At 70.1% G+C, this 14276-nt stretch carries 14 protein-coding genes; 9 read left to right on the top strand and 5 right to left on the bottom strand.

All coding sequences use genetic code 11. From position 1 onward, the window contains the following. Window positions 1–10 precede the first annotated feature (10 nt). Window positions 11–907 carry a LysR family transcriptional regulator gene (locus AC1DMS_RS14095; protein WP_478181234.1) on the bottom strand — a complete coding sequence of 299 codons (897 nt, stop codon included), beginning with the start codon at window positions 905–907 and terminating at the stop codon, window positions 11–13. A 77-nt stretch (window positions 908–984) separates the two neighbouring features. Between AC1DMS_RS14095 and AC1DMS_RS14090 the strand changes: the two genes are divergently transcribed. From AC1DMS_RS14090 to AC1DMS_RS14070, 5 genes are read left to right on the top strand one after another with little or no spacing between them, the layout of a single operon-like run. After that, entirely contained in the window at window positions 985–1857 is an 873-nt protein-coding gene (locus tag AC1DMS_RS14090) for an HpcH/HpaI aldolase/citrate lyase family protein (RefSeq protein WP_478181233.1), read from the top strand. A gap of 33 nt (window positions 1858–1890) precedes the next feature. Next, window positions 1891–2889 (top strand): tripartite tricarboxylate transporter substrate binding protein, encoded by a 999-nt coding sequence (locus tag AC1DMS_RS14085; RefSeq protein WP_418145876.1) that lies wholly within the window; start codon window positions 1891–1893, stop codon window positions 2887–2889. Window positions 2890–2906: 17 nt separating this feature from the next. Then, window positions 2907–4100: a CaiB/BaiF CoA transferase family protein gene (locus AC1DMS_RS14080; protein ID WP_478181232.1), complete on the top strand. Its 1194-nt coding sequence runs from the start codon at window positions 2907–2909 to the stop codon at window positions 4098–4100. Between the two features lie 9 nt (window positions 4101–4109). After that, window positions 4110–5003 (top strand): amidohydrolase family protein, encoded by an 894-nt coding sequence (locus AC1DMS_RS14075; protein ID WP_478181231.1) that lies wholly within the window; start codon window positions 4110–4112, stop codon window positions 5001–5003. Continuing rightward, the gene (locus AC1DMS_RS14070) at window positions 5000–5965 is read left to right on the top strand and encodes a Bug family tripartite tricarboxylate transporter substrate binding protein (RefSeq protein ID WP_478181230.1); all 966 of its coding nucleotides are present in this window, start codon (window positions 5000–5002) and stop codon (window positions 5963–5965) included. Before AC1DMS_RS14075 ends, AC1DMS_RS14070 begins: the two co-directional genes overlap by 4 nt. 25 nt (window positions 5966–5990) lie before the next feature. Here AC1DMS_RS14070 and AC1DMS_RS14065 read toward each other — a convergent pair whose 3' ends face one another. After that, entirely contained in the window at window positions 5991–7148 is a 1158-nt protein-coding gene (locus tag AC1DMS_RS14065) for a DJ-1/PfpI family protein (RefSeq protein WP_478181229.1), read from the bottom strand. A 47-nt stretch (window positions 7149–7195) separates the two neighbouring features. On the opposite strand from AC1DMS_RS14065, the gene AC1DMS_RS14060 reads away from it, so the two are divergent. Together AC1DMS_RS14060 and AC1DMS_RS14055 are read left to right on the top strand one after the other, a co-directional pair. Next, window positions 7196–8194, top strand: coding sequence for a GlxA family transcriptional regulator (locus AC1DMS_RS14060; RefSeq protein ID WP_478181228.1), 999 nt, complete (start codon window positions 7196–7198; stop codon window positions 8192–8194). Next, the gene (locus tag AC1DMS_RS14055; RefSeq protein ID WP_478181227.1) at window positions 8181–9365 is read left to right on the top strand and encodes an amylo-alpha-1,6-glucosidase; all 1185 of its coding nucleotides are present in this window, start codon (window positions 8181–8183) and stop codon (window positions 9363–9365) included. Before AC1DMS_RS14060 ends, AC1DMS_RS14055 begins: the two co-directional genes overlap by 14 nt. Before the next feature lie 26 nt (window positions 9366–9391). Here AC1DMS_RS14055 and AC1DMS_RS14050 read toward each other — a convergent pair whose 3' ends face one another. Beyond that, window positions 9392–10405 (bottom strand): zinc-dependent alcohol dehydrogenase family protein, encoded by a 1014-nt coding sequence (locus AC1DMS_RS14050; protein ID WP_478181226.1) that lies wholly within the window; start codon window positions 10403–10405, stop codon window positions 9392–9394. A 138-nt stretch (window positions 10406–10543) separates the two neighbouring features. Between AC1DMS_RS14050 and AC1DMS_RS14045 the strand changes: the two genes are divergently transcribed. Beyond that, complete coding sequence (locus tag AC1DMS_RS14045; RefSeq protein WP_478181225.1) at window positions 10544–11446, top strand: LysR family transcriptional regulator; 903 nt, start codon at window positions 10544–10546, stop codon at window positions 11444–11446. Between the two features lie 21 nt (window positions 11447–11467). Here AC1DMS_RS14045 and AC1DMS_RS14040 read toward each other — a convergent pair whose 3' ends face one another. After that, window positions 11468–11785 carry a c-type cytochrome gene (locus tag AC1DMS_RS14040; RefSeq protein WP_478181224.1) on the bottom strand — a complete coding sequence of 106 codons (318 nt, stop codon included), beginning with the start codon at window positions 11783–11785 and terminating at the stop codon, window positions 11468–11470. Between the two features lie 126 nt (window positions 11786–11911). On the opposite strand from AC1DMS_RS14040, the gene AC1DMS_RS14035 reads away from it, so the two are divergent. Beyond that, a complete protein-coding gene (locus AC1DMS_RS14035) occupies window positions 11912–12973 on the top strand; it encodes an adenosine deaminase (protein WP_436300576.1) in 1062 nt (353 codons plus the stop codon). On the opposite strand, the gene AC1DMS_RS14030 is transcribed toward AC1DMS_RS14035, so the two are convergent. Beyond that, window positions 12934–14247 carry an MFS transporter gene (locus AC1DMS_RS14030; RefSeq protein WP_478181223.1) on the bottom strand — a complete coding sequence of 438 codons (1314 nt, stop codon included), beginning with the start codon at window positions 14245–14247 and terminating at the stop codon, window positions 12934–12936. The two genes, AC1DMS_RS14035 and AC1DMS_RS14030, sit on opposite strands and share 40 nt — an antisense overlap. Between the last annotated feature and the right edge of the window lie 29 nt (window positions 14248–14276).

Genomic DNA, 14276 nt, shown 5'->3' with positions numbered 1-14276 from the left:
GCGGCCCTTTTCATTTGTGGGCCGTGCCGCGCGGCTTCACTTCGGCCACCCTCCGCGCGCTGTCGACAAAGCCCTGGATCAACCGCAGGCGCGGCGATGCGCGCTGCCACAGGACGCCGAAGCGCCGCGGCTCCGAAGGCAGCGGCAGCGCGATCTTCGCCACGCGCTGGCGGTCGAGCAGCGGCGAGGCGATGTCGGGCACCAGCGAGACGCCCAGGCCGCGGTCGACCATCATGGCAATGGCCAGCAGCGAGCTGAGTTCGAAGCGCTCCTGCGGCACGATGCCCGCGGCGCGCAGGTAGCGGTCGGCCTGCTTGCCGCCGCCCAGGTTGCGGTCGTAGCGGATCAGCGGCGAGGTGCGCAGCAGCTCGTGCGGATCGCGCCGCGCGAGGCGGCTGGGCGCCAGCAGCACCAGCGGCTCCTCGCGCAGCAGCGACCAGTCGAAAGTCTTGGCAAGCACATACGGTGGATAGAGGCACACGGCCGCATCGAGATCGCCCTGCTGCACTGCCTTGTAGAGCGTGGCCGTGGTGCCCGACTGCAGGAACACCTTGACGCCCGGATGCGTCTTCACGAAGCGCGCAAGGATGTCCGGCAGCAGGCTGTGGATGGCCGTGTTGATGGTGCCGACCAGCAACTCGCCGCCGGCCGCGTCGCTGCCGAGCAGCGCCTTGATGTCGTTCACCTCGCGCAGCAGGTTGCGGGCCCGCTGCACCAGCTGGTGCCCGGCCTCGGTGGGCTGCACCGTGCGGCCGGCGCGCGCCAGCAGCGGCGCGCCGAGTTCGCGCTCCAGCGTGCGGATCTGCTGCGCCACGGCCGCGGGCGTCAGGTCGAGGCGGCGCGCGGCTTCCGACATGGAGCCCGACTCCACCACCAGAAGAAAGCTTTGCAGATAGGCTGTTTCCATGAACGATAGATTTTCTATCATCTGATCATAGGGAGCCTGTGTTTTTTCGACCTCGTGAACCGCACACACTGCGGCGCATGAGAAGCAAACTCTTCGTTCCCGGCACGCGCCCCGAGCTGTTCGCCAAGGCGCTGGGCAGCGCAGCGGACGGCGTCTGTTTCGACCTGGAAGACGCGGTGTCCGAGCCGCGCAAGGGCGAGGCGCGCGACGCCGTGCGGCAGCTGCTGCTGCAAGGCGGCGGCACGGCCGCGTCGGGCAAGACGGTGATCGTTCGCGTCAACGCGATGGACACGCCGCACTTCGCGGAGGACGTTGTGGCCGTGGCCCAGCCCGGCGTGCACCTGATCAACATCCCGAAGCCCGAGAGCGCGGCCCATGTGCGCAGCGCGGTCGAGGCGATCGAACGCGCCGAGCGCACCAATGGCGTGGCCACGCCGATCGGCCTGCTGCTGAACATCGAGGCGCCCGCGGCCTTGCGCACCGCCGCCGAGCTTGCGCTCGCGCATCCGCGCGTGGCGGGCCTGCAGCTGGGCCTGGGCGACCTGTTCGAGCCGCTGGGCATTGCGCGGCGCGAGCCGGCCGCGATCCAGCAGGCGATGTTCGCGGTGCGCATGGCGGCGGGCGAGGCGGGCGTCTATGCCTACGACGGCGCGTTCGCGGACATCCGCGACGCCGACGGATTCCGCGCCGAAGCCATGCTCGCGCGCAACCTCGGCTTCCTCGGCAAGACCTGCATCCACCCGAGCCAGATCGCGATCGCCAACGAGGTGTTCCGTCCCACCGACGAGGAGATCGCGCACGCATGCAAGGTGCTCGAGGCCGCCCGCGCAGCCGACGCCGGCGGCGTGGGCGCCTATGTGGTGGACGGAAAGATGATCGACATGCCTTTCGTGATCCGCGCGCGCGCCATCGTTGCGAGCGCGCGCAGCCTCGGCCTGCTGCCGGGCTGAGCCTTTTTCAAACAAGACCAGGAGACAAGACAGATGCACATTCACTCTCACTTGCCCCTTCGCCTGCGTTCGCTCGCTGTGGCCGCCTTCGCCGGCGGCTTGCTGTTGAGCGGCGGCGCGTTCGCGCAGGCCGCGGCCTACCCCGGCAAGCCCGTCACCATCGTGGTGCCCTATCCGGCGGGGGGCTCGAACGACACTTTCGCGCGCCAGGTGGCCAAGGAACTGGGCGACGAGCTCAAGCAGCCGGTGATCATCGACAACCGTCCCGGCGCGAGCGGCAACACCGGCACCGGCCAGGTCGCCAAGGCCGCGCCCGACGGCTACACGCTGGTGGCCGTGTCCTCGAGCATGACGACCAACGCGGCCGTGCAGTCCAAGCTGCCCTTCGATCCGATCAACGGGCTGGCGCCCGTGGCCATGTTCGCCAAGGGCCCCTTCATCGTTGCGGTGAACAACGAGTTTCCCGCCAAGACGCCCACCGAGCTGATCGCCGCCATCAAGGCCAGGCCGGGGCAGTACAACTATGCGTCCTCGGGTTCGGGCAGCGTCAACCAGTTCGGCACCGAGCTGCTCAAGGCCAAGGTCGGCGACATGCAGATCACGCACATCCCCTACAAGGGCATGGGCCCGGCCGTGACCGACCTGGTCGGCAACCAGACGCAGCTGCTGATCTCCAGCGGCCCTTCGCTGCTGCCGATGGTGCGCGCGGGCAAGCTGCGCGCCGTGGGCATCACGAGCCTGAAGCCGAGCCCGATCGCGCCCGAGCTCATCCCGATGTCCACCGCCGTGCCGGGCTACGAGTTCGAACTCTGGTGGGGCCTGCTGGCACCGGCCGGCACGCCGGCCGACGTGGTCGCCAAGCTCAACGCCGCCGTCAACAGGATCCTGGCCAAGCCCGAGATCGCGGCCAACTTCCTGCGCGAAGGCGCCATTGCCACGCCGCTCACGCCGAAGCAGTTCGGCGCGGTGATCGCCGAGGACGTCGAGCGCTGGAAGAAGCTCGCCAAACAGCAGAACATCACCGCCGACTGAGGAAGAAAGAAAGATCCATGAGCTTCGACGCCCCCCAAGACGACGCACGCCTGCCCGCACGCAGCGGCCCCACCGGTCCGCTCAGCGGCCTGCGCGTGCTCGACCTCAGTGCCTACATCGCGGGCCCGTACGGCTGCTCGCTGCTGGCGGACCAGGGGGCCGAAGTCATCAAGATCGAGCCGCCCACGGGCGACAACCTGCGCAAGTACCCGTCGACGCTCGAAGCCGAGAGCCGCGCCTTCATCGGCGTGAACCGCAGCAAGCTCGGCGTGGTGCTCGACCTGAAGGCGCCCGACGGCCTTGCCGCGCTGATGGCGCTGGTGCGCACGGCCGACGTGCTGGTGCACAACTTCAGGCCCAGCGTGCCGCCGCGGCTGGGCATCGCCTACGAGCAGTTGAAGGCCGTCAATCCGCGCCTGATCTATTGCAGCCTCACGGGCTATGGCGAAACCGGTCCGCTGCGCGAGAAGGCGGGCTATGACCAGGTGCTGCAGACCATGACCGGCATGTGCGCGCTGCAGGGCAAGCGCGGCGAGCCGCCAGAGATCATCTATGGCTCGGTGGTCGACTATTACGCGGCCGCGCTGGTGGCCGCGGGCGTGGCCTCGGCGCTGTACGAGCGCGAGAAAAGCGGCCAGGGCCAGTTCGTCGGCGTGTCGCTGCTGCGCTCCGCGCTCACGATGCAGTCGGCGCGCATGGTGTGGGCCGAGGGCGAGCCCAAGGACGTGGGGCGCGACATGCGCTCGGGCGGCATCACCGGCATCCATCCGACGCGCGAGGGGCATCTCTACATCTCGGCCAACACGCCGCATTTCTGGCGCGCGCTGTGCGACAAGGTGGGCCTGCCCGAACTCGCGGCCGACGAGCGCTACGACTCGGTGCGCAAGCGCGCGCAGCATTTTGCCGAGATCGTGCCGCGGTTGCGCGAGGCGCTGGCCGCGCGCAGCGCGCTCGAGTGGGAGGAACTGTTCGGCGAGGAGGTGCCCTGCGCCGCAGCGCGCACGGTCGAGGACATGTTCGACAACGAGCAGGTGCTGGCCGAGGACATGGTGGCGACTTTCGCGCATCCCACGCTCGGCTCCTACCGCGGCTTCACACGGCCTGTGCAGTTCGGCCGCACGCCCGGCCCGGAGCCCTTTGCGGCACCCACGCTGGGGCAGCATACGCAGGCGGTGCTGGCGGCGCGCAAGGCCGCGGACGCGGCCGGCTGAACGACGCGCATGCAAGTCCCCCACAGCAGCGGCACGCGCAAGCCCGCCTGCACCGCGCCGGCGGGCGCCTGCGATGCGCACATGCACGTCTACGACCGCCGCTTCGCGCTGCACGGCTCGCCCGATGCGATGGTCGACGACGCCACGGCCGCCGACTACCGCCTGCTGCAGCAGCGCATCGGCACCGAGCGCACAGTCGTCGTGCAGCCGCGCGTGCACGGCACCGACAACAGCGTGACGCTAGATGCCATTCGCACATTGGGCACGGCGCACACCCGCGGCGTGGCCGTGGTCCGGCCCGACGTGAGCGATGCCGAGCTCGAGCGCCTGCATGCGGGCGGCATTCGCGGCATCCGCTTCACGCTCTACACGGCCGCCAATGCGATGACCGGCTTCGAAATGGTCGAGCCGCTCGCGCAGCGCGTGCATGCGCTGGGCTGGCATGTGCAGCTGCACTGGAACGCCGACCAGATTGCCGGGCATGCGGCCCTGCTGGCGCGGCTGCCCTGCACGATCGTGTTCGACCACCTTGCGCGGCTGCCGCTGGCCGATGCGACGGCGCATCCTGCATTCGGCGTGGTGAGCCGGCTGCGCGACAACGGCCGCACCTGGATCAAGCTCTCGGGCGCCTACCTCGATTCGAAGGCCGGCGCCGCTGGCGGCTATGCAGACACGAGCGCCATTGCACAGGCCTGGTTCCGCCAGGCGCCGGAGCGCGTGGTGTGGGGCAGCGACTGGCCGCATCCGACCGAGCCTGCGGCCGCCAAGCCCGACGACGCGCTGCTGTTCGACCTGCTGGGCCAATGGGTTCCGGACGAGGCCCAGCGCCGCCGCGTGCTCGTCGACAACCCCGCGCTGCTGTACGACTTTCCTGAAACGACGAAGACCGAGACGACCGAATGACGAAGAAGAAACGCATCCTGAAATCGCTGGCCGCACTGGCCGCCTGCGTTCCGCTGCTGGGCTGGGCCGCATGGCCCGAGAAGCCGATCCGCATGGTGGTGCCGTATGCCGCGGGCGGCGGCGCCGACAACACCGCGCGCGTCGTCGCACAGCAGATGAGCATCGCGCTCGGCCAGCAGATCGTCATCGACAACCGGCCGGGCGCGGGCGGCGTGATCGGCGAGGACAACGTGGCCAAGGCGCCCGCCGACGGCTACACCGTGCTCTACGACGCCTCGGCGTTCTCGGTGAACCCGTCGCTGCGCAAGCTGCCTTTCGATGCGGCGAAGGATTTCATTCCGGTGTCGCTGGTGGCGACCGCGCCGCAGATCCTCGTCGTGCCCGCCACGGCGCCGTACCAGACGGTGGCGCAGTTCCTCGACTTCGTGCGCAAGAACCCCGGCAAGCTGAGCTTTGCCTCGGCGGGCGGCGGCACCGGCTCGCACCTGGCCGGCGAGGCGCTGAACGAACAGGCCAAGCTCAGCCTGATGCACGTGCCCTACAAGGGCGGCGCACCCGCGCTGACCGACGTGATGGGCGAGCAGGTGTCGGCCTACTTCGGCAACGTGGCGTCGACGCTCGGCTACGTGCAGTCGGGCAAGCTGCGCGCGCTGGCCGTGAGTTCTGCCAAGCGCGTGCCTGGCCTGCCCGACACGCCGACGCTCGCCGAGTCGGGCCTTCCGGGCTACAACGTGGTCGAGTGGAACGGCGTGTTTCTTCCCAAGGGCACGCCGCCCGACGTCGTGCAGCGGCTCGGCAAGGCGGTGCAGGCTGCCGTCAACGAGCCGCAGGTCAAGCAGAAGCTGCTGCAGCTTGGCCTGGAACCCGCCGGCACCACGCCGGAGGCCTTCGCGAAGTTCGTGCAGAACGAGACGGGGCGCGTGGGCGCGCTGGTGAAGGCGCGCAACATCCGGGTCGATTGAATCCGGCCTTCTTCCCTTCTTCTCTTCATGCAGCCGGCCGCCCACCCCCGCAGGCTGCTGCAACCGAGGCCGCCGGGTATTCCATCTCCAGCATGACCCAGTCGCGCCGCGCCGCGCCATAGCGCTCGCCGATCTCGCACAGCGTGCGGTCCAGCTGCGGCACCGGCTTCAGCGACGAAGAGAGCGGCAGGCGCCCTGTCCCTTCGCGGGGTGGCTGCGCCAGCAGCACCAGCCCGCTGCGCAGCCGGACCGGGCCCGCGGCCGATGCGGCATCGACGCCGATGTGCCCGGTGCGCGTCCACGCATCGACGGCCAGCGCCAGGGCGATGTCGTCGGCGCCGTCCTGCACGTCCACGCGCCAGCGCTCGCCGCGCCAGAACGCGGCCTTGTTGAGCAGAAAATCCACCCTGCGCCCGGTGTCCAGGTAGAACGGCGAACTGTCGTGCACCGGCGTCCATGAAGCCACGCCGAGTTCCGTTGCAAGGGCCCTGGCTTTCTCTGGCCCGCCGATCGCCTCCACCAGCGCCAGCATGGCCGGCACCGAGGCGGTGATGCCGGTGGTGGTGGCAACCCCGCGGTCCACCACGTAGCGCTGGTGCGGCACGTAGCTGGCGCCGGGGTGGCGTTCGAGCAGCGTGCCGCGGTCGTACCAGTGGCCCGCGAAGCGCCGGCCGTCGAGCAGGCCGGCGCGGCCGACCACGCGTGCCCCCGAGCAGACGCCGATCACCCGGGCACCGCGCGCCGCCTGCTGCCGGAGCCAGGCCGCCACCTCAGGGTTGTCGTCGGCGATCATCGCCGGCACGATCACGTAGTCGGGCCCTGCGGGATGAAGCCGGTCGAATGCGGCGAAGTCCTGCGCGCCGTCGACCTCGAGTGCGGGATACAGGCTCACGCGCCCCGCGCGCGGCGCCACGATCCGCACCTCGGCCACATCGGCGCGCCGGAGCACCGCATGCGGCAGCAGCAGGTCGGTCATCTCGGTGCCTTCGTTCAGCGCGAGCACGGCCACCACGGGCCGGCCGGCGCGATGCGGCTTCAGCGCCTCGACGAAGGCCTGCTTCTCGCGCTCGCTGCGCGCCGCATCGGCCTGCGCGGGCGGCAGCGGCGGCGCGCCCCCCGTGCAGCCCGCCAGCGCAAAGGCTGCAATACTTGCACCGATCAGCGCTCCTATCGATCTCCACATGGCCATTCCCCTGTCGACTTGATGATGACGATGCCCAGAGATTACGAATGCCCACCCTGACCCGCAAGGACGAAGAAACCGCGGTTTCTGCCAGCGACGTGGTGCTGGTGGTGTTCGACGGCGTCGAGGTAATCGACGTCGCCGGCCCGGCCAGCGTGTTCAGCAAGGCCGAGCAGATGCATCCGGGCAGCTACCGCCTGCACATCGCATCGCCGGCCGGCGGCACCGTGTCGACGAACGGCGGCCTGAGCTTTTCCGGCACCTGCAGCCTGCAGCAGCTGCCCGCGTCGATCGACACGCTGATCGTCGCCGGCGGGGACGAGCCGGCGGTGCGCGCGGCCATCCTCGAGCAGCGCATCGGCGCCTGGCTACGCCAAGTGGCGCCGCGCACGCGCCGCATGGCGAGCGTGTGCAGCGGCGCCTTCGCGCTGGCCGCGGCGGGCCTGCTCGACGGCCGCGAGGCCACCACGCACTGGCGCGTGTGCGACCAGCTCCAGGCGCTGCGGCCGCAGGTGCGGGTGCAGCGCGAGCGCATCTACGTGCACGACGGGCCGGTGTGGACCTCGGCCGGCGTCACCACCGGCATCGAGCTTGCGCTTGCGCTGGTCGAGGACGACCTCGGCCATGCCGTGTCGATGGAAATCGCCCGCACGCTGGCGCTGCCGATGCTGCGCGGCGGGGCGCAGCCGCAGCTGACGCAGGCGCTCCAGGCGCAGGCCTCGGCCAGCCACCGCCTGCGCGAACTGGTGGCGTGGATCGGCACGCATCCGCAGGACGACCTGTCGGTCGAGGCCCTGGCCGAGCGCGTGCAGATGAGCCCGAGAAACTTCGCGCGCGCCTTCGCGGCCGAGACCGGCTGCACGCCGGCGCGCTTTGTCGAACAGGTCCGCGTGGCCGCCGCCGCGCAGCTGCTGCGCCAGACGCGGTGGCCGCAGGACCGCATCGCGAGCCGCTGCGGCTTCCGCTCGGTGGACGCGCTGCAGCGCGCCTTCGCGCGGCAGCACGGCCTCACGCCGCAAGCCTATCGAACCCATGACGACACCTGACGCCACTTCCCTTGCACTGATCGACGACTGTTCCCAAGCTTCGCTGCAACTGCTCGAACGCAACCTCGCGCCGCACGGCATCCTGGCCGCCACCCGCACCGAGGCGGCCGTGGCGCGGCGCTACACGCGCATCTTCGGGCGCGACGCGGCCATCTGCGTGATGGCCATGTGCGGCAGCGGCGTGCCCGCGCTGGAGCAGGGCGCCGTCGCCAGCCTCGACGCGCTGGTCGCGCAGCAGGCGGCCAACGGCCAGATTCCCAAGTACGTCGACCCCGATGGCCAGGATGCCGACTTCTGGTACCTGGGCTGCATCGACGCCACGCTGTGGTGGCTGATCGCGGTCGACCACGTGCGCCGCCACGGCCAGGTCGGCGCCACGCACTGGCACGCCGAGGTGCAGCGCGCGATCGGCTGGCTGCTGGCGCAGGAGCACCAGCACTTCCGGCTGCTGCAGCAGAACGAGGCCAGCGACTGGGCCGACATCATGCCGCGCTCGGGCTATGTGCTCTACACCAACGCGCTCTGGTACGAGGTGAAGCGCCGCTTCGCGCTGGACCATGCCGAGGCGACGCAGCACCACTTCAACCACCTGTTCAATCCGTTCCAGCAGGACCTGCCCGAATACCACCGCGCCCGGCTGCTGCGGCACTATGCGCGCCGCGGCCGGACCGACCCGGGCCTGTACCTGAGCTTCGTCAACCTGTCCTTCGTCGGCAACGAGGGCGACGTGTTCGGCAACGTGCTGGCCATCCAGGGCGGGCTGGCCGATTCGGAGATGGCGCACCGCATCGTCCGCACCATTGCCGCGGCGCGCGCCTGCGAGCCGTACCCGGTGCGCGTGGTGCTGCATCCGCTGACGCGCGAGCATGCGCTGTGGCGGCCCTACATGGCGCGCCACCAGCAGAACGTGGTGCACCAGTACCACAACGGCGGCATCTGGCCATTCGTGGGCGGCTTCTGGGTGATGGCGCTCGCGCGGCTCGGGCTGCACGACATGGCCTGGCCCGAGCTCGCACGCCTTGCGCATGTGAACCAACTCGGCGGCTGGCGCTTCACCGAGTGGTTCCACGGCCGCACGCTGGTGCCGATGGGCATGGCGGGCCAGAGCTGGAATGCCGCGGCCTTTCTGCTCGCCCGGCGTGCGCTGGAGGGCAGCGGGGCGGCCTGGTGACGGCTTGCGCTCTCCGGCCCGGTCGATCAGACCGTGAGCACGACCTTGCCGATGTGTCCGGCGCGTTCGAGGTACTCATGGGCCTGCACCACCTCGTCGAACGCAAAGCGGCGGTCGATGCGCATCTGCAGAGCGCCGCTGGCCAGGCCTTCATCGACGAAGACCAGCGCGCGGCCCAGCGCAGCTTCGTCGCGCGGCAAGCCCATGGTGGCCGAGCCGGTGAATTCCAGCACCGTGTAGACGTGGAACCGCCAGCTCTTGCGGAACTGCGCAAGAACGGGGTAGCTGAACTCCGCGCCGCCGGAGAGCCCGTACAGCACGTACCAGCCGCGCTGTGCGACGGCGCCGCCGAGCCGTTCCAGCTGCGGACCGCCCACGCCGTCGTACACCAGGTCGGCCCCGCGGCCACCGGTCAGCGCCAGGACGCGCTCCACCACGTCTTCGTCTTGCGTCACCACCACGTGGGCCGCGCCAGCATCCCGCAATGCCTGGCGCTTGGCCGCCGTGCGCGTGGTCGCGATGGCGAGGAGGCCCGCCGCGCGCGCCATCTGCAGCGCCGCAATGCCCGTGCTGGATGACGCACCCGTCACCAGCACCGTCTGGCCGCGCTGCAGGCGGGCCATCTCGAACATCGGGAAATAGCCCGTCAGGTAGGCCATGTAGGCACCGGCGGCCTGCTCGGCCGAGAGCTTGCCGGGGTAGCGCACCACATGCGAGGCCGGAAAAAGAATGCGCTCGCCATAGGTGGGATACAAGCCCTGGTTGGCTCCGGGCAGCAGCGCGACGCGGTCGCCCACGCTCAGGCCATCGACACCCGCGCCCACTGCTTCGATGAGGCCGGCGGCCTCGTTGCCGAGACCGGCCGGCAGGATCGGGTCCTCGATGTACTGGTTCTGGCGCCACAGCGCGTCGGCCCAATTCAGGCCGATCGCCTGCACCGCGATGCGCACTTCGCCGCCGCCAGGCTCTGGCGTCGCAACCTGTTCGACCTTCAGAACATCGGCGCCGCCGAAGCGGTGAAAGCGAACCATCCTGCCCATACAAGAATCTCCTTGAAAAAAGCCGGCAGCCCCGAATGAAGCGGCCGAAGGCATCAATCTAGAAGCCGCAGGGCCATCAAGGAAATCGATTCATACGATATTCGCTATGCATGGAATCGATGACTTCAAGGCGCCTGGATGAAACCGATCGAACTCAGCCGGATTGACCTCAACCTGCTCACCGTGCTGGCGGCCCTCATGCGCGAGCGGCACGTCAGCCGGGCTGCGCAGCGGCTGCACCTGGGACAGCCGGCCGTGAGCCACGCGCTGGCGCGGCTGCGCGAGCTCACGGGCGATCCGCTGCTGGTGCGCCAGGGGCGGGTGATGGAGCCGACCGAACGGGCACTGGCGCTGATGCAGGGACTGGGTCCGGCGCTCGAGCAGATCGAGGCCACGTTCCGCGCGCAGGCGGATTTCGAGCCCGCGCGCGCCGCGCCGGTGTTTCGCATCGGGCTCACCGACGACCTGCAGATCGCGATGCTGCCGCGGCTGCTTCGCGCGCTCAGCGTGGAAGCACCCCGCGCCAGGCTGGTGACCCTGACGGTCTGCTACCGCAACGCCGCGCGCTATCTCGACGAAGGGCAGGTCAGCGCGGTCATGACCTTCCTGAAGGATTTGCCGGCGGGTGCCAAGATACGCAGGGTCCGCACGGCACGCTTTGCGCTGCTGCGCGCCGACACCGCGGCCGCAAGACTGACGCTCGACGACTATTGCCGGCGGCGGCACGTGCTCGTGACCTACGCGGGCGACCTGTGCGGCACCGTCGACGAGACACTGAACGAACTCGGCCGGCAGCGCGAGGTGGCCTTCTCGGTGCCGCAGTTCGGCAGCCTGCCGGCCGTGCTCGCGGGCACCGAGCTCCTGGCCACGGTGCCGGAGCATGTGGCGCTGGCGCTGTCGGCGCAGGGCGGGCTTCGCTGCGAGGCGCTGCCGTTCGAGAGTCCGAGCTACCAGATCAAGCTGGCCTGGCGCGCCGTGACCGACAAGGACGCGGCGGAGACATGGCTGCGCAGGGCGATGCTGCGGGCGTTCAACGACTGACGCGCTGACCGCGGCCGCGCTTCATGGCGGCGGCTGCGAAAGAACCCACCCGGCCAGCGCCTTCGCCTCTTCATCGCTCAGCTGCGGCTGGCGGGGCATGATGACGCGCCCCCAGGTGCCTACGCTGCCGCCCTGGATCTTTGCGGCCAGCCGGGAGGGCGCCGCCGCGTCGCCGCGGTAGCGCTCGGCGATCTGCGCGAAGCCGGGGCCGACCTGCTTTCGGAGCATGCCGTGGCAGGCGAGGCAGCCGTGGTCGCGGGCCAGTGCCTGCGCCCCGTCGACGGTGCCGGCGAATGCCGGCGCGGACATCAGCAGCGAAACCAGCAGCGTGAGCGACATAAGTTTCCGCCTGTTGCGCGATGGCCGTTTTGAAATGAGAGGCATGGGCCCTATACGTTCTGGCGCATCTCCCACGGGGCGGCTGCGCTTATGCTGTGCGGAAATCACAACGCCGATTTTCCCACCATGACCGACTACCGCCCCGTCTTCGACCAGAGCTTCGGCAAGATCGCCGCCGAGCGCCTGCCCGAACTGCTGCGCGCCATGCCCAAGGCCGAGCTGCACATGCACATCGAAGGCTCGCTCGAACCCGAGCTGATCTTCGCGCTCGCGCAGCGCAACGGCGTGGCCCTGCCGTACGCCAGCGTCGAAGCGCTGCGCCGCGCCTACGCCTTCACCAACCTGCAGAGCTTTCTCGACATCTACTACGCCGGCGCGAGCGTGCTGCTGAAGGAGCAGGACTTCTACGACATGGCCTGGGCCTACCTGGAGCGTGCCGCGGCCGACAACGTGGTGCGCACCGAGATGTTCTTCGACCCGCAGACGCACACCGCGCGCGGCGTGCCGATGGAGACGGTCGTCCACGGCCTGCACCGCGCATGCGCGGATGCAGAGGCGAAGCTCGGCGTGAGCGCGGCGCTGATCCTGTGCTTCCTGCGCCACCTGAGCGAGGAAGAGGCCTTCGAAACGCTGGAGCAGGCGCTGCCGTTCCGCGACAAGTTCATCGGCGTGGGCCTCGATTCGAGCGAGGTCGGCCATCCGCCCGAGAAGTTCGCGCGCGTGTTCGCGCGCTGCCGCGAGCTGGGCTTCCACCTCGTCGCGCATGCGGGCGAGGAGGGGCCGCCGGCCTACGTGTGGAGCGCGCTCGACGTGCTCAAGGTCGAGCGCGTCGACCACGGCGTGCAGAGCGCAAAGGACCCGGCGCTGATGAAGCGGCTCGCGCAGGACCGCATTCCGCTCACCGTGTGTCCGCTTTCCAACCTCAAGCTCTGCGTGTTCCCCGACCTGGCGCAGCACAACCTCGGCGCGCTGCTCGACGCGGGGCTGGTGGCCACCGTCAATTCGGACGACCCGGCCTACTTCGGCGGCTACATGAACCAGAACTTCACGCAGACCTTCGGGGCCACCGGCCTCGGCGTGCAGCAGGCCTGGCAGCTCGCGGCCAACAGCTTCGAAGGCAGCTTCATCGACGCCGCCGCCAAGCGCGCCTACGTCGACCGGCTCAACGCCGTCTTCGCGAGCTTCTGATCGGCCGCGGCGGCCCGCGGCACCAGCAGCGGCATCGCCACCAATGCGCAGGCGCTGGCCGCAAGCCACACCAGCGGCCAGCCCTGCAGCGCGAGCAGATGCGGGATGGAGAAGGGCGTGATGAAGCACACCAGGAACACGCTGGTGTTCGCCATGCCGAGCGCGGTGCCCGCGCGGGCCGCGCCGGCCAGCGTGGCCAGTTCCGTGTAGGCCACGCCGTGCCAGGCTGATACGCAGACGCCGCTGGCCGCGAGCAGCCCCACCAGTGCGATGCGCAGCGCCGCTGAATCGGCCGCGTGCGTGCCCGCCGCCATCACCAGTACTGCGAGCCCTGCGAACAGCAGCACGCTGAGCGCACTGCAGGCGCGCAGGTAGGCGGGGCGGTTGCGGCGGCGGTCGGTCCAGCGGCCGCTCCATACGCGCATCGCCATCGCGCCGACCTGCACGAAGACCATGGTGGCCGTGATGGCCGCGAGGCCCGCATGGCCGAAGTCGTGCAGGAACACCGTGCCGAAGGACAGCACCGCGAACTGCGGCGCGCACAGGATGCCGATGCCCAGCACGATGCGCCAGACGCGGGCATCGCGCAGCGGGCCGCTCTTCTTCGGCATGGCCGCGGCTTCGGCAACACCGGCCCTGGTGCGCGGCGCGTCGGGCGCAACAGGGGGCTCGTGCACCCAGGCCCAGCTCATGGCTGCGCTCAGCGCGCACAGCACCGCCAGCAGGCCGTAGAGCGCGGCAAAGCCGAAGTGCAATGCGACGAACGGCAGCACCAGCGCCCCAATGCCGCCGCCCAGCGGCACCGCGGTCTGGCGGATGCTCATCGCGAGCCCGCGCTCGCCGGCGTCGAACCACGTCATCACCGCGCGGCCGCTCGCGCCGTTGACGCTGCCGCCCAGCAGGCCTACCAGCAGCAGGCCGGCGCCGAGCCAGCCGAGGCCGGGGATGTGCTGCGCGCTGGGCGCGGCCCAGAGCGCCATCGCCACGAGTGCGATGGCGGTGCTGCCAAGACCCGTGAGCAGCACCGGCCGGTCGCCCCAGCGGTCGGTCAGCAGTCCCCACGGCAGCTCGCTGACCGCGATGCCCAGGCCCATGAGGCCGAGCACCAGGCCGAGCGTGGCGTTGTCGAGCTGGTAGCCGGTGCGCATCAGCACCGCAGTCATCGGGATGCCGCTGAAGGCCACGGAAAACGCCGCGTTGGCGGCCACGCCGGCGGCCAGCACCTTCCAGCGGTGGCGCGGGGAACAGGAAGGGGAGGAGGGCGAATGGATCATGTTGCGGCGCAGTGTCCGCCGTTGCAAAG

It is taken from the genome of Variovorax sp. 05T418 (assembly GCF_056396385.1).
This window is presented reverse-complemented; position numbering and strand designations above follow the sequence as displayed.